The organism is Colwellia sp. MB02u-10 (assembly GCF_014077185.1).
GTDB lineage: Bacteria > Pseudomonadota > Gammaproteobacteria > Enterobacterales > Alteromonadaceae > Cognaticolwellia.
The window spans coordinates 15,125-30,965 of record NZ_JACGVK010000117.1 but is presented as its reverse complement, the minus strand read 5'-3'; the positions used below and the strand labels follow the sequence as shown (position 1 = coordinate 30,965).

At 40.4% G+C, this 15,841-nt stretch carries 16 protein-coding genes; 7 read left to right on the top strand and 9 right to left on the bottom strand.

Features of this window, described 5'->3' with window-relative positions; all coding sequences use genetic code 11:
• Nucleotides 1-6 precede the first annotated feature (6 nt).
• From H4J59_RS09210 to H4J59_RS09185, 6 genes are all read right to left on the bottom strand, one after another.
• Nucleotides 7-897, bottom strand: a complete 891-nt coding sequence (locus tag H4J59_RS09210; RefSeq protein ID WP_182238754.1) for a D-hexose-6-phosphate mutarotase — start codon at nucleotides 895-897, stop codon at nucleotides 7-9.
• A 389-nt stretch (nucleotides 898-1,286) separates the two neighbouring features.
• The gene (locus H4J59_RS09205; RefSeq protein ID WP_182238752.1) at nucleotides 1,287-2,546 is read right to left on the bottom strand and encodes an amidohydrolase family protein; all 1,260 of its coding nucleotides are present in this window, start codon (nucleotides 2,544-2,546) and stop codon (nucleotides 1,287-1,289) included.
• 1 nt (nucleotide 2,547) lies between these two features.
• A complete protein-coding gene (locus tag H4J59_RS09200; protein WP_182238750.1) occupies nucleotides 2,548-3,939 on the bottom strand; it encodes an amidohydrolase in 1,392 nt (463 codons plus the stop codon).
• A gap of 411 nt (nucleotides 3,940-4,350) precedes the next feature.
• A complete protein-coding gene (locus H4J59_RS09195) occupies nucleotides 4,351-4,656 on the bottom strand; it encodes a DUF1289 domain-containing protein (RefSeq protein WP_182238748.1) in 306 nt (101 codons plus the stop codon).
• A 120-nt stretch (nucleotides 4,657-4,776) separates the two neighbouring features.
• Nucleotides 4,777-6,333: a SulP family inorganic anion transporter gene (locus H4J59_RS09190; protein WP_182238746.1), complete on the bottom strand. Its 1,557-nt coding sequence runs from the start codon at nucleotides 6,331-6,333 to the stop codon at nucleotides 4,777-4,779.
• A gap of 288 nt (nucleotides 6,334-6,621) precedes the next feature.
• The gene (locus H4J59_RS09185) at nucleotides 6,622-7,293 is read right to left on the bottom strand and encodes a GntR family transcriptional regulator (protein WP_182238744.1); all 672 of its coding nucleotides are present in this window, start codon (nucleotides 7,291-7,293) and stop codon (nucleotides 6,622-6,624) included.
• 327 nt (nucleotides 7,294-7,620) lie between these two features.
• Between H4J59_RS09185 and H4J59_RS09180 the strand changes: the two genes are divergently transcribed.
• The 7 genes from H4J59_RS09180 to H4J59_RS09150 all read left to right on the top strand — a co-directional run bounded on the left by H4J59_RS09180 (nucleotide 7,621) and on the right by H4J59_RS09150 (nucleotide 14,390).
• On the top strand, nucleotides 7,621-9,342 hold the full coding sequence (locus tag H4J59_RS09180) for a Na+/H+ antiporter NhaC family protein (RefSeq protein ID WP_182238742.1): 1,722 nt from the start codon (nucleotides 7,621-7,623) through the stop codon (nucleotides 9,340-9,342).
• A 511-nt stretch (nucleotides 9,343-9,853) separates the two neighbouring features.
• On the top strand, nucleotides 9,854-10,591 hold the full coding sequence (locus tag H4J59_RS09175; RefSeq protein ID WP_182238740.1) for a DUF1538 domain-containing protein: 738 nt from the start codon (nucleotides 9,854-9,856) through the stop codon (nucleotides 10,589-10,591).
• Nucleotides 10,592-10,633: 42 nt separating this feature from the next.
• A complete protein-coding gene (locus H4J59_RS09170; RefSeq protein WP_182238738.1) occupies nucleotides 10,634-11,404 on the top strand; it encodes a DUF1538 domain-containing protein in 771 nt (256 codons plus the stop codon).
• Complete coding sequence (locus H4J59_RS09165) at nucleotides 11,404-11,754, top strand: P-II family nitrogen regulator (protein ID WP_182136553.1); 351 nt, start codon at nucleotides 11,404-11,406, stop codon at nucleotides 11,752-11,754. The genes H4J59_RS09170 and H4J59_RS09165 overlap by 1 nt, the downstream gene beginning before the upstream one ends.
• A complete protein-coding gene (locus H4J59_RS09160) occupies nucleotides 11,751-12,152 on the top strand; it encodes a CBS domain-containing protein (protein ID WP_182238736.1) in 402 nt (133 codons plus the stop codon). Before H4J59_RS09165 ends, H4J59_RS09160 begins: the two co-directional genes overlap by 4 nt.
• A gap of 222 nt (nucleotides 12,153-12,374) precedes the next feature.
• Nucleotides 12,375-13,811, top strand: coding sequence for a DNA-3-methyladenine glycosylase 2 family protein (locus H4J59_RS09155; RefSeq protein WP_182238734.1), 1,437 nt, complete (start codon nucleotides 12,375-12,377; stop codon nucleotides 13,809-13,811).
• A 102-nt stretch (nucleotides 13,812-13,913) separates the two neighbouring features.
• The gene (locus H4J59_RS09150; RefSeq protein WP_182238732.1) at nucleotides 13,914-14,390 is read left to right on the top strand and encodes a methylated-DNA--[protein]-cysteine S-methyltransferase; all 477 of its coding nucleotides are present in this window, start codon (nucleotides 13,914-13,916) and stop codon (nucleotides 14,388-14,390) included.
• Between the two features lie 14 nt (nucleotides 14,391-14,404).
• Here the strand turns inward: H4J59_RS09150 and H4J59_RS09145 are convergent, their stop codons facing one another.
• Genes H4J59_RS09145 through H4J59_RS19415 form a run of 3 tightly spaced genes read right to left on the bottom strand, consistent with a single transcriptional unit; the run spans nucleotide 14,405 to nucleotide 15,719 of the window.
• Entirely contained in the window at nucleotides 14,405-15,061 is a 657-nt protein-coding gene (locus tag H4J59_RS09145; protein WP_182238730.1) for a GNAT family N-acetyltransferase, read from the bottom strand.
• Complete coding sequence (locus tag H4J59_RS09140; RefSeq protein WP_182238728.1) at nucleotides 15,058-15,507, bottom strand: DMT family transporter; 450 nt, start codon at nucleotides 15,505-15,507, stop codon at nucleotides 15,058-15,060. The genes H4J59_RS09145 and H4J59_RS09140 overlap by 4 nt, the downstream gene beginning before the upstream one ends.
• Nucleotides 15,504-15,719, bottom strand: a complete 216-nt coding sequence (locus tag H4J59_RS19415; protein ID WP_259369460.1) for a hypothetical protein — start codon at nucleotides 15,717-15,719, stop codon at nucleotides 15,504-15,506. Before H4J59_RS19415 ends, H4J59_RS09140 begins: the two co-directional genes overlap by 4 nt.
• Nucleotides 15,720-15,841 lie beyond the last annotated feature (122 nt).

Below are 15,841 nucleotides of genomic sequence, written 5' to 3'. Positions count from 1 at the left end.
GAAAAGTTATCCTATCACCTTTAATTTAATGGTTTGGCTGATGCTGACACTAGTTTGACTCGCTATTGCTTGCCAATGAGTATTTGCGGCTTCTAGGCAAATAAATTCATTTTCACCGTCAGCATGTAAATCAGCTATGGTTTTAGCCTCTTCGCCCGGATTCCATAATACCCACTGCTGACAACCTTGGCTCGATACTTCAATCTCTCGTTGCCACTTATGGTCAACAATAACCATGCTCTTACTGCTGTGATAAATACGGTCAGTTGGGCCGAGACAATTTTTTAACACTGATTGTTGGCCATTGCTGCCACTGAGTTTGTCATCATATAGCACATCATTTAACGCTGGAATTTGTGTCTCCTGTGCATTGCCAACACAAAAATAGCTATGTAATGCACCGGTATATTCTAGCGTTTGCTGAGATAAATTTTTCATGGTTAAGGTTTGCACAAACGACTCATCAAACACCAGTGTTTGTGTTAATTCAAAAGCGCCCGGCCAATGGGGTGAAAGTTGCTCGCCGGTGAGTGATAATGTTATTTCAACGCCAGACACTAGCAGTTTAATATCAGCGATTTGCCATTGGCTTTGCCTAGCAAAGCCATGATTACTGACTTTATGTAACTCACCATTAGGTAATTTCACCTCACCACCAAACCATGGCCAGCATAGTGGCACACCACCACGAATGGCTTTACCTGAACGATAGTGACTAGTCTCACTCAACCAAAACACCGGTTGTTGGCCGTGGGGTTGCCAACTTAGCACTTGGCCACCATACAAACTTACCGAGCCTTGACCCTTTTGATGAACAAAGCGCAGCGCTTGTAGGCCTTTTGCCAACTCATACAACTCAATATGACCAAATTCATTTTCTAACAATACTTCTAGCATTTTTTATCTCTAAAATTTATATGTCTGTGGTTTATATGCTTGTGGTTTACATGTTCGCCATTTAACTGGCTATGGCCTATATTTCTGCACTACTTGCACAGGAAAAGTGTTAGTTAACCCAAAACTGACGGCATAAATCCCCAACTACAGCTGATCATTAGCTATTGAAACTAACTAACTATGAGTGATAAGCACAAAATTTATTATCGCATTTAAATAATGAGTATATTAGACAATTAAAAAGATGGAGGAAAGCGTTAAAGTATTCCAATCGACTTTCAATGGCTTAGTTCTGTAGTGCAGTTCAACTGTTCAGTAGTAAAGCGTAAATTACGCAAAAAAAAGCCACGTATTAACGTGGCTTTGATAATTCACATTATATACTCAAATTACTTTATGTAAGCTTTTGGCATATCGCTTGGCGTTGTATAGCGATCGCGCAACGCATCTTGGCGGCTTTGAGTCGAATATTCTTGCCCATCAATCCACATCTGACTAACCTTGGTGCTTAGTTCAAATGGATCAGCACTCCATAAAACTAAATCAGCTGTTTGCCCAACCGCAATGGTACCACTGTCAAGATTAAAAGCGTTGGCAACATTAGCGGTTACCGACGCCAGTGCAGTGTCACGTGATAAACCATTGGCAATCGCATTGCCGACATGAAAGCGCAATTGATAAAGGTTGTGGGTATCACCATTTACCGTCAAGACTACACTCACGCCAGCTTGCGTTAACTTAGCCGCATTTTCAAGTGACGCATGTAAAGCATCGAAACTGCCCGGTAAGTTATCTAACGCTGTCATCACAACAGGTACTTTAGCATCAGCAATTTTATCAGCAATTAATACGGCATCAGCTGCACCCACTAGCACTAAATCTAGTGAAAATTGCTCTTTCATTTTTAATAAAGCTAAAAGATCTGTGGCACGGTCAGCATAAGCGACCAAGGCTTTTTCACCTGCGAGTAGAGCATTAATGACTTGCGCTTCACGACTTGGCTCTTTTGCTTCTTTTTCATCTTTCGCGTTTTTAGTTTTCTTGTTTGCTTTCGCTAATTCCTTAACAGCATCTTCAAATTTAAACTGTAAATTTTGTAAGCTTAATGCGCGCGAACCTTTACTTTTCGCGCCTAAGTCAATCACCACACTATTGTTATTCATCCGAACGCTATCAAACTCTCCAGACAGGTCGGCAACAAAAGTTTGGCCTTTAAACATATCGTCACCGCCGCGAGGCGCAACAACATTACTGGTAATACCGCCTTTACGGCTATAAGGAATAACCGTAGAACGTGGGTTAAAAGCTAAACTTGCATCAAAAGTAATATTAGCTTTTTTATCGCTAGCATCACGACTACGTGAAACCGCGCTAACTTCCACTAAGCCTAATTGGTTCATTGAGCCAATTAAACCCGGTGTTAAAATCTTTCCTTTCGCGTCAATAATGCTATCAGCGTTAATTGTCTCAGGGTTAATAGCAATCACTTTGCCATCTTCAACGACTACTGTGGCGTTCTCAAGTACACCTTGCGCTGTTACCGTGTGTACTGTGGCATGAGTAATAGCAAAGCTTTGTGCAAAACTTGCGCTTGAACTCGCTAGTGCCAAAGCAATTAGCGATGATTTAAATAATGTTAACTGTTTCATTTTATTCACCTTCTCTTTGACCCAACATGAAATCACTTTTCGCTTGGTATTTTTCATCAAAACGGTCATATACTTTTGCACCGTCAACAAATACCTGTTCAGCTTGCGCATAAACACTAAATGGATTTTGATTCCAAATGACTACATCAGCATTTTTACCCATTTCTAAGCTACCGGTTTTATCCGCTAAACCCAAAGATTGTGCTGCATTCGCCGTGATCCAGGTTATCGCCAATTCTGGCGCAATATCAAAACCGTTTTCGTTGGCACGATACATAACTTTACCCGCTTCTTGATTCAAACGTTGAATGGTACTAGCCGAGTCAGAATGTACTATTGCGCAAGAATTTTTTACAGCATCAACAATAGCTGCATTTTCGTGCACCATATCATAGGCTTCCATTTTAAAACCCCACCAATCTGGCCACATTGCTGCACAGTTGCCATTTTCAGCCAGCGTATCTGCTATTTTATAAGCTTCAATAGCGTGATGAAAAGTACCTGACTGATAATTAAACTCTTTACCTAGATCTATCATCATCGCCATTTCTTCAGCTTTATAACAATGGTTATGAATTAAAATATCACCATCGAGTACACCTTTTAAGGTATCTAACTCAATATCACGCTTAGGGGCGGCAGGGTTTTTACCGGCAGCATAATCAGCATCATATTTCTCCCATGCACGTTTGTATTCGGTTGCTTCTGCCCAGGCCATGCGGTAACCGGCCATATTGCCCATACGCGTAGAAGGCAATTCTTTACGCGCACCGTAAACCCGCTTAGGGTTCTCACCACAGGCCGTTTTTAAGCCATAAGGTGCCGCTGGAAATTTCATACCTTGCATAGTCTCACTAGGTACATTGCGCAATGTAACACCGCGACCACCAAATAAATTGGCTGAACCTGGTAAAATTTGTAAGGTGGTAATGCCGCCAGCGCGCGCTTTTTGAAAGCCAGGATCTTGTGGCCAAACGCTGTGCTCAGCCCATACTTCAGAAGTATTAGGCGAACTCATTTCATTCCCGTCAGAATGCGACTCAACCGAGGGGCTTGGATATACTCCTAAGTGTGAATGTACATCAATAATACCTGGGGTTATCCATTTGCCATTAGCGTCAATTTCAACCGCGCCCTCGGCAGATAGGTTGTTACCAATTTTATTAATTTTACCGTCTATCATTAAGACATCGGCATTTTCCATACGGCTACCTGTACCCGTTAATACCGTCGCGTTTTTAATCAGCGTAGTTTGTAACGGTAATACTTTATAGGTGCTTGGGTATGGGTTTTTATTAATAACAACTTTTTCGTCTTGCTGTTCGCTTTGCAAACAACCGGTCAAGGCAACAGAAAGTGCTGCCATCACTAGCGATGGTAGAAATTTTTGCATAAATGTATCCTGTTTTGCTCCACACAGTAGAAAAACATTATGTTATTCAGCCGAGTTTGTATGAGCTTATTATAATTGGGTCTAAGTGATTTAACGTAAATATGAGGTTAATACCAATATCACTAATTACCTGATCATTTTTACTGGTTAAAATAACCCACTACTGCGTTATTTATTTTAATAATTAGAACAACTAGTTATTAAAATAAATGCCTTGTATTTGGCCATTTTTCCTGCCTATAAAGTAGACCACCTAATTAATGAAATTAATGGTATAACTACAGCGCGTTAGCACAATATTAATAGCTACGATATGATGAATTGTCTTCGACAACAAGTCGGATATATAGGGGAGTTGAGCAATTGCGTTGAACTGCCAACTATCTGCGATAAATGGGCGCTAGTGGCTATTTAAAGTTCAAAATCGCCAAAGTCACCATCGTTGCTGTTATCGATCTGAGACTGGCTTGGGGGTTCAAATAGCGAGGATTGCTTATTTTCCACAATCACTTCAACTACTTTAATTTTTGCTGGCTTGGTTTTACGGTTTTTACGCTGCTGGCAACGTTTTATGACTTTTTGACGCTGATTGGCAGCTAATGAAAGCCAATTTAAGCGTTCGTCTCGGGTACGAAAACAGCCCAAACATTGGCCTTTGTCATCAGACTGACAAACACCAATACAAGGGCTAGGAACATCAAAAAATTCTAACTGCATCTCATAATACTTTGTGTAATACCCATTAAATTAAATTTGGCCATTGGGCAGATACCATTAAGTAGATACCATTAAGTAGATACTACTAAGTATCTACTTAATGTAAACCTAAACGCTCATTTAACCCAGTTTGTCAGTAGCGATATAGTACTCAGGGTCTTCAATAACGTTGATTTCTACTAAGCTACCGGCTTTAGTTAACAGTTGCGTACATTCTTTACTTAAATGTCTTAAATGCATTTGCTTACCGTGACTAATATAACGATCGGCTAAAGTATCAATGGCTTCAATGGCTGAATGGTCAGCAACACGTGAATCTTTAAAATCAACAATAACGTCGTCACTATCACCTTGTAAGTCAAATTGCTCTAAAAAGCCAGAAACAGAACCGAAAAATAACGGCCCAGAAACGTCATAAACCGTTGAACCCTTGTCATTTATTGAACGATGAACAACTACATGCTTGGCGTGTTCCCAAGCAAATACTAAGGCGGAAACAATAACACCCACCACAACGGCTATCGCTAAGTCAGTGGCAACAGTCACTCCAGATACTAAAATAATAATGAAAGCATCGGCTTTTGGCACTTTGCCTAAAATACGAATACTCGACCATTCAAAGGTACCAATAACGACAATAAACATGACACCAACAAGTGCTGCTAGTGGAATTTGTTCAATTAAACTCGAGCCAAATAAGATAAAGCCCAGTAGCGCAAGTGCCGCTGTAACACCTGACATACGACCACGGCCGCCTGAATTAACGTTGATCATAGATTGACCTATCATCGCACAACCACCCATGCCACCGAAAAAGCCAGTAACGGTATTTGCTGCGCCTTGTGCAATACATTCTTTATTACCATGGCCACGTGTACCGGTTAATTCATCAATTAGCGTTAACGTTAGTAATGATTCGATCAAACCAATAGCCGCTAGAATCAGGGCAAAAGGTAAAATTATTTGGAAAGTTTCAAAACTAAATGGCACGCTTGGAATACTAAATTGTGGTAGACCGCCGGCAATAGAAGCCGCAGGATCATTGGTCATATCACGAACAAAATCGACTACTGTACGAGCATCTAAATCAAGGCCTTGCGCTAAAAGTGTTACCACAACAATAGCAACCAATGATGACGGTATGGCTTTAGTCAACTTAGGCAAAAAGTGAATAATCGCCATAGTTAACAAGATTAGGCCAAACATAACTAGCAATTGGCTGCCTTGCATCCAGGCTAAAACACCGGCATCGTTAGTGACCTTAAATTGCCCTAACTGAGCCAGAAAAATCACAATAGCTAAGCCATTAACAAAGCCAAGCATAACCGGATGCGGTACTAAACGAATAAACTTACCGAGCTTAAATAAGCCAGCGAGTATTTGCAGCACCCCGGTTAACACTACCGTGGCAAATAAATATTCGATACCATGAATAGCGACTAAGCTTACCATCACAACGGCCATTGCACCGGTAGCACCAGAGATCATCCCTGGACGACCACCGAATATAGCCGTGATTAAACCCACGATAAAGGCGGCATATAGACCAACAAGGGGTCCAACACCGGCAACAAAGGCAAATGCTACGGCTTCAGGTACTAACGCTAAAGATACCGTTAAACCTGATAAAACATCATTTTTTAAATTTGCCACTTTACTGGCGTGTAGTTCAAACATTATTTTCTCTACTTTGATTAGAACATCAAAAATACAAGCGTAATTTTACAATCGAGCTTGGTTTTCAAAATTAGCTTGTATTTAAATACTTTGGTTTCCCCAAAAGGCCTTAATGGTCGGCAATTCAAGCGAAAAATAAACGAAAATCGCTATTTTTTGGGGTTTGAAGGCGCGGGTATACTATAGATACATAGGTGAAAAGTCAATATTCGCTCAAAAATACATCAAAGTTAACGGGGCGATCTCAAATTTGAAAGCGTTGTTTTATTAAGGATTTAACAGCGATAGTTAACGGTTAATTATCGCTTCACGTTCATTTAAAAAAGCTTTGATCTCATCACGAGAACCGAGAATATGTTGCTTTAATAATGCCACCGCTTTTTCAACATCACGAGCTTTGCAGAGCGCTAAAATTTCATTGTGTTCAGATTCTGCTTTAGAAATACCACCGGCCCACAGCAAGTGCATACGAATATAACGGTCAGCATTTTTGTTCAGGGTACTAACCAAAGCTTGTGTTTGTGGGCGTTCAGCTCCTGAGTATAAGCAATGATGATAATCTGAGTTGAGCTTACTCCAAGTATTAACCGCGTCTTCTTTACCTAGGGCCTTATTGAGTTTGTGCAATAACTGCGTCGCCTCTTCCAGCTTTTCATTGCTAATTTGTGGTAGCGAATAAGCTAATAAATCAGCCTCTAACATGGCGCGTAATTCAAAAAGCTCATCTACTTGATCGGCATTGAGCTCAGTTGCGGTGGCACCTTTATGAGGCTCAAAATCAACTAAGCCTTCACCTTCTAGCTGCAGCAATGCTTCTCTCACAGGAATTCGACTCACATTTAACTCAGCGGCAAGCGCGGCTTGTCTTAAAGGCTGACCCGCTTTAATCTCGCCACTTAATATTTTTTCTCTTAGTGTTTCAACAACTAATTGAGTTCTAGTTTTATATACAATGCTCATATTGGGCTTCCTAAAAATATTACCGCTATTATAAAGATCCGCAGGTTAAACACAAAATAATAGCGCAATATCTCGTCTATTAAATGCTTTTTTTTGAGTGCTTCAAACACGCTTGTAGCGCATTAAATTGGCAATAAACTAAATAGCATGAGTGTTTTTATTCATTACTCGGTTAATTTTGCGCTTAATTTTCTTTTATACCCTAAAAATTCTGTTATCGTAAACTTGAAATTATGCCCCTTAAACTCACTTGCTATTGCCTTTGGCTAAGGTAAGTAAAAACAAAAAGTCTCAACCAAATAACAATAAAAATAAAAGAGTACCTGTATGCCAAAAAACAATAGCATCGCCTTAGTGGCCTTTATTTTTGCCATTTTATCCGCAATTTATATTAAACAATTTATCGCGCCACAATGGGTAGAACAAAGTTATGTTTATGATGTCACTACCAACAACAACGCTGTTTCGAGTTATATTTATAAAGGTCAAAAAGTTATTATTGAACAGGTTGTTGACTATCAAAGTTCACCACTTAACCAAAGTAACCTGAGTAATTCAGCAAATTCACCCACACTTGAACAACAATGGGTTCGAGATGAAAAACAGCAATTAAAACTACTCAAACCAGCCTTTCATTTTGGTGTTTGGTCACTCCTGCCCGCCTTTATAACCATTGCATTATGCTTATTAACCCGTGAGCCACTAACCGCATTACTCGGCGGCGTAGTCGTGGGTGCCATTATGTTAGGGCGCTACGACTTAACCGACAAAGTTATTATTCCTAATCTTGCTAAAGAAGGCACGGCAGCACTACTATTACTGTATTTATGGCTGCTGGGTGGCTTATTAGGTATCTGGTCTAAAACGGGGGCAGCACAAGCTTTTGCCAATTTTATGACCAAACATTTTGTTAAAGGCAAAAAATCGGCAAAACTGGTTTCATGGTTCTTGGGCATATTATTTTTCCAAGGTGGCACTATGAGTACTGTGTTAGTTGGCACTACCGTTAGACCCTTAGCAGACCAGGCGAAAGTGAGTCACGAAGAAATGAGTTACATTGTCGATTCAACCGCATCACCTATCGCCTCCATATTAGCCTTCAATGCATGGCCCGCCTATGTTCAAGCCTTGATATTTATTCCTGGTGTTTCTTTTTTAGCCACAGAAGCAGACCGGATCAGCTTTTTCTTTCAAAGCATTCCCTTTAGCTTTTACAGTATGTTTGCGGTTGCTGGGACTTTGCTTTTAAGTCTTAATATCACCACTTTTTCTGGTAAACGTATACGAGCAGCAAAGCTACGTGCTGAAACAACCCATCAACTAGATGCCCCTAGTGCCAAACCTTTAAGTGCCAAAGAATTACAAAGCACTGATATACCTGAGGGTTATAAACCTCATGTGCTTGAATTTATTTTACCTTTAGTCACCTTAACAACAATTGCCATTGGCAGTTTTGTTATGCTGGGCTCACCTAAAATTAATTGGGCTTTTGGTGCGGCTTTAGTACTTTCTGCGGTTATTGCCTTAATAAAAGGGATGTCGTTAAATCATGTGGTTGATGGTTTTGGTAACGGATTAAAGGGCGTAGTGTTCGCGTCGGTCATTTTAATGTTAGCGGTGATTATTGGCAGTATCAGTAAAGAAACCGGTGGTGGCTTATTTTTGGTGTCTTTACTTGGCGAGAAACTGCCTTTTTGGATTTTACCCGTTATTTTACAACTGATGACTATGATCATTGCTTTTTCTACTGGCACAAGTTGGGGCACTTATGCCATCGCATTTCCTTTAGCCATGCCATTAGCTTGGGCTATTTGTCAAAGCCAAGGGGTAGCTGATCCTGAGCTATTTATGATGCTCTGTTTTGCCTCTGTGCTCAATGGCAGTGTTTTTGGCGATCAATGCTCGCCAATTTCTGATACCACTATTCTCAGTGCCATGACCACAGGCTGTGATTTAATGGACCATGTGAAGTCTCAATTAGTCCCCGCAACACTGGCAGCCTCATTAGCAGGAGTGCTATGGACTCTAACCGCTTACTTTTTCGCCTAATTAATCTTCTAGGGATAAGGTATTAGTCATATGACATAGCTCATACTCATAGGCCATTACTCATAGGTCATTGCTCATGGATTATTGCTTAAGTTTATTGGCTATTGCAAAAGTAATAATAACGCCGTTTGCCTTAGCAAAAAAACTGAAGCAGCTAGGTCATTCTTGATTTAGCCTGAACTGCGCATAAGCTATTTTATCTAGCAACGCTTTCTTAGCGCATATCAGTCTTGTGGGTAGCCAGTAATAACTTATTACTGGCTACCCTTGCCTTTATACCCCAATACCCCAATACCTAAAGACCAATACTTTCATACCCAGAAAAATTTCGTTATTAAATTCTTCGTTATTAAAATCACAGTTTAATCAATATCATACCAATTCAGTTGTGCAAAGCTGCTGATTTAAAGCTCAGTTGATTAACAATGAGCTGCTAGCTTGTTTTGGATCAAACTTTGTTTCACCACGCTCAGTATAATAAAATTTTACCTTGGTATTTTTCACTAGCGATATGAAACAACAGTTAATTATTTTCCTCAAAGCGCTTTTTGGTAGCTGTAAAGACTTACTGCCCATAGTGCTAGTTATCGCATTTTTTCAATTTGCCGTGTTACAACAACCTATGCCAAACCTCAGTGATATTTTTGTTGGTTTGATTTTAGTGATATTGGGTTTAACCTTTTTCATTTATGGTTTAGAGATGGGCTTATTTCCTATTGGCGAGTCTATGGCAAAAGCGTTTGCGCAAAAAGGCAGTACAACTTGGCTGCTAATATTTGCTTTTTGTTTAGGCTTTGGCACCACAGTTGCCGAGCCTGCCCTGATTGCGGTTGCCAGTGAAGCAGCAACTGTTGCTGCTAGTGGCGGTATTATTGGCGCAACAGACATTGCACAAAACGAATACGCTAATGGTCTGCGTTATACCGTAGCCTTTGCTGTTGGCTTAGCGATTGTTCTTGGGGTTTTACGTATTCTTCGTGGTTGGCCAATACAGTACCTTATTTTAGGTGGCTATGTGTTAGTGGTTATCATGACCTCATTTGCACCCACCTGGATCATCGGCATTGCCTATGACTCAGGCGGTGTAACAACCTCAACTATTACCGTTCCTTTAGTCACCGCACTGGGTGTCGGCTTAGCATCAGCAATTAAAGGCAGAAACCCTATGATAGACGGTTTTGGTTTAATTGCCTTTGCCTCACTTACCCCGATGATTTTTGTCATGCTATACGGCATGGTATTAAGCTAATGAGCGCAATAAATTTATTGCTTCAGCTCGGAGCACACTAGCTTGAATTTACTGATAGAGTTCTTCGACATATTAAAATCAACCGTCATTGACGTATTACCTATTTTATCGATTATTGTTATTTTTCAATTATTGGTGATACGCCGCCCTATTCCCAACATAAAACAAGTTGGCTTTGGCTTTTTCTACGTCTTAATTGGCTTAGCGTTTTTCTTATTAGGCTTAGAAAAAGCCTTGTTTCCACTAGGAAAAATAATGGCTGAGCAATTAACCGCTAGCGAATTTATTAATGCGGGCGCTGTCATCAGTTGGACTGACTATACTTGGGTATACATTTTTGCCGCTGCCATAGGTTTTAGTACCACCATTGCCGAGCCCTCACTTATTGCCGTGGCATTAAAAGCAGAAGAAGTCTCTGGTGGCGGCATTCGGGCTAACAGCTTACGTATTGCGGTAGCTATAGGTGTTGCCATTGGTATCGCTTTAGGCAGCTATCGCATTGTTGTTGGGCACCCCATACATTACTACATTATATCGGGTTATATCGTGGTGGTTATTCAAACATTTTTCTGTCCAAAAATGATTGTACCCTTAGCATATGACTCGGGTGGCGTCACTACATCAACCGTTACCGTGCCACTAGTCGCGGCTTTAGGCTTAGGTTTAGCGAGTACCATACCTGGCAGAAGCCCTTTAATAGATGGTTTTGGCCTAATTGCCTTTGCCAGCTTATTTCCAATAATTGCAGTCATGGCCTATGCACAGATTAGCCAAATACAAACCAAAAAACTAACTGAAAGTGAGAATAAGTAATGCACTTTAAATTGATCATTGCATTCATTGAAGATGAGGTTACCGAAAAGGTAATGAAAGAAGCTCGTATGGCTGGTGCTACGGGTGCGACAATAATTAATCATGCCCGTGGAGAAGGTATTAACCGCCAAAGAACATTTTTTGGTCTGCAACTAGAGTCCCAACGCGATGTATTATTATTTGTTGTTGAAGAGCATTTGTCTCGAAAAATTTTAGAGCGTATCGCTAAAATCGCAGGTTTTGATGAAGAACCCGGTAAAGGTATTGCCATACAAATTGATATTGAAGATGCCGTAGGGGTTGCCCACCAAGTTGAGCGTTTAAAAGGTAAAATTGAGGAAGAACTATGAACTCTAAATTAGTGCAAGTAAAAGATGCGATGACCACTGACAGTTATCAGTTTACCGACGGCATGGTCACAGTAGCTGAAGGAATAAAACTGGCAAAAGCACATAATGTTTCCGCGTTAATTATTAACAAACGCCATGAGAATGACGAATATGGCTTAGTGTTATTGTCAGATATTGCGAAGCAAGTTATCGCAAAAGATAGATCACCTGAACGGGTAAATTTATACGAAATTATGGCTAAGCCATTACTATCAGTTTCACCCGATATGGACGTGCGTTATTGTGCACGCCTATTTGAGAATTTTGGTATTAATACCGCCCCTGTCATTAAAGACCAGCAAATACTCGGCTTAGTCAATTATACCAACATGGTACTGACTTTATTAGGTGAAGACTAATGGGCTAGCCTTTGGCATTCAAAGCAGCTTAAACCTGAGCTAGTTAAGTTGCTTTAAGCTGAACTAATAACGTTAAAGCAATTGTCCTATTGCCAACTTTTTTTAACATAAACACACAAGTTTATATTTTAGGTCTTGTCCGATTACCGCCAGTGATTTACCTTAGCTAGCGTATTATCAAAAAATATCACTCACCAGTGTAACCAGAGTAATAGGACAAATATGTTAAGTGTTGAGGTATGTGAAAGTGCGCGCTTAAGTCGTGATGCGCGCTTTGATGGCAGGTTTTTTACTGCGGTTATCACCACAGGTATTTTCTGTCGACCCATATGTCCTGCCAGAGCACCAAAGCCTGAGAACGTCACATATTATGCAAGTGCTGAACTAGCTCAACAATCAGGTTTTCGTCCGTGTAAGCGCTGCTTCCCTCAATTAGCACCCAACCTGCCTTTACCCAGAAAAATAAAGCAAATTACCCAGGCCTACTACGAAAATAATTACAGTCTGCAAAAATGTGCCAAACAGCTTGATATCAGTGACCGACAAATACGGCGTTTGTTTATACAATATTACGGTTTACCGCCAAGTGAGTTTTTTCATCAGCAACGCTTATTACTCGCGCATAAGCTACTGGTTTCAACATCATTAAGCATCACTAATGTGGCCTTGGCCGCTGGTTTTAATAGCATACGTCGTTTTAATGAAGTTATCATGCAAAGCTATCAAACCACGCCCAGTGATATTCGAGGCAAAAAAACAAGCTTATCTGAGCAGCCAGTCACCATTTTATTACCTTATAAAGCCCCTTTTGATTGGCCATTAATGTTGAGCTTTTTCCACTCAAGAAAAATCAGTAATATTGAAGATATTAGTACAAAACATTATTTTCGTACGCTCGAGCTTGACGATTGCCGTGGCTGGATAAAAGTTACTCATCATCAAGATAAAAGCGCGTTAAACTTAACGGTTAAGTTAAGCGATTATAGTTATTTGCATCAAATAATAACCCGCGTTCGTCGTATGTTCGACTTAGACGCCGATATGCACTTAATTCATCAACAGTTAGTAAAACAGCCAAAATTAGCGTCAGTTATTGAGCAATTTCCCGGCTTACGTTTACCCGGTTGTTGGGATATATTTGAATTTTCAATTCGCGCCATATTAGGCCAGCAAATTTCAGTCAAAGGCGCGACAATACTGGCACAACGCATTGTGGAGAAATATGGCGATAATGCCCTTGATATTGAGCAGCCTGACAATATTAAGGTGACAAAATACTTCCCCAAGGTGGCCGCGTTAATCAACCTTGATTACCAAGATATAGGATTAACCCGTGCTCGTATTGCCACCTTGCAAACTTGGGTCGGCTATTTTGAAAGCCATGACAGCATTTTTGCCAAAGGCCTAACGATTGAAGCGTTAGAAGCTGAATTAACAAAACTAAAAGGCATTGGCCCGTGGACAGTAAATTATATTGGCATGCGGGGTTTAAGTGACCCTGATGCCTTTCCAAGTGCAGATTTAGGCATCATTAAAGCCTTGACTGCTGATGAGATAAAACCCAAAAATAAAGATATATTAGCCTTAGCTGAAAGTTGGCGGCCTTGGCGCGCTTATGCGGCAATATATTTATGGCAGTCGCTGGCAACTCAAAGCTAATGACACCATTTAAGCACTCGATATCATAACTAAATGTCATTACTCAATATCATCACTAAATACTAGCCCTAAATGTCAGCACTAACACTGAGGAAGCTTTAAATGTATTACTGTACTTATCAATCACCCTTAGGTGAAATTGCCTTAACGGCAAACGACAATGGCTTAAGCGCACTGGCTTTTCAAACTGGAAAGTCACCAATTACACTGGCCGGTTTGACTGAAGATAAAAGTAAATTTAAGCAAGTCATCCAACAATTAACTGAATACTTTGACGGTGACAGAAAACACTTTGATCTACCGCTAGCGCCTAGTGGTACCAATTTTCAACAGCAAGTTTGGCAAGCCTTAATTCAAATACCCTGTGGCGAAACCAAAAGTTATGGCTGGATTGCCAAGCGTATTAATAATGAAAAAGCGGTTCGCGCGGTCGGTAGCGCAAATGGCGCAAATCCCATTGCGTTAATCGTGCCTTGTCATCGTGTTATTGGTAGCAACGGCAAATTGACCGGTTATGCCGGTGGTTTGGCATTAAAGGCAAAATTATTAATGCATGAAGGGGCTCAATTTAAGGTTTGATACAGATTAAAAATTTAATCTTTTTTACGATACATATACAAAGGGATCCCGGCTTCAAATCCTAACTTTTCATATAAAGGTAAACCCGCCTGAGAAGCTTGTAAGCTGAAAAAGTGCGCACCGCTTTGCTTAGCATAGGCAATCAGGTGCTGCATCATCTCCTTCGCTAAACCTTGAGCACGAAAAGCAGGTAGCGTCGTCATTTGGTGTAAACCCATGGTATCACCAGTTTTATGTAGAATGGCAGTCACGGCAATGTCTTGGCCAATTTTTAGCGATAACAGAGTATTATTGACATTTTCAGCCAGTGTTTTGATCACATTAGCATCAATCTCATAATTAAAACCTAATCCACAAGCAAAAGCCCAGCGAGTAGAATCAGTTTCAAGCGCTACCCGTGGCGATAAACTAGCAGTTAAGATAGTATCTAGCTTTAAATTCATCAATGTTAGGTGAGAACGAGTAAACTGCTCGGTTTTAATATTATCTATACTGAGCCATATTTTTTTACCTAGCTGATTAGGAGTAAGCTCAGCAGTAGCACCAAAGCCAGCTTGCCAATACTTATTAGGCCAACGGGTATGAAAAACATAGTCACCCTCAATGCTATAAGGCATGGTTAACAAAAAACTATCTAGATTCGCAATGTTTGTGCTAATTAAGGCCTTCATTTTGCTTCCTTATTAATTAAAATTAAACCAGCAATCATCATGACAATCCCAAATGATTTTTGCCAATCAACTTGCTTGACTGGACTATCAAAGAAACCAAAGTGGCTGATAATAATGCTAATAGCTAACTGTCCTGTCAGTGCAAAACTCATGACATTACCCGCGCCCATTTTTGGAATTAAAAAATAAAAACTTGCCACACCCAGTACACTAAAAAGACCTGAAGCCCATAAATACCAAGGCACTTGTAAGAGGTTAATACTGGATATTGACACACCCTTGCTATTAATAGCGCTTACCACTCCGACCAGAATAAAACTACTGAAAAAAGCAAAACTGGTGGCGAGCAAACTACTACCAAGCAATTGGCCAAGTTGCGCATTCATAGAAGCTTGCAAGGCGATACTCGCACCGGCAATAACAGCTAGCAAAGCAAAGGTGTTCATAACCTGATCTCCAACTGTGCTTGAGAAACCCGATGTTTAGGTCGATATGCACTAAGATCACTGGTCGAGCGAATACCGACAGGAATTAACACAGTTGCCGTTAATCCTTGCTCGCTAAGGTTTAGAACCTTATCAATACCCGTCACGTCGAAGCCAGTTATTGGGCAAGTATCAATATTTAAAATCGCAGCACTCGCTAGCAAGGTACCCAAAGCAATAAAACTTTGCTCTTTTGCCCATGCTGTGCCGGCAGATATAGAAAGATTTAATAAATCAGCCTCAATCGCCTGTTGATAGCCACTCAGTTGCTCTATTTTAACACCTTGGGTATTAG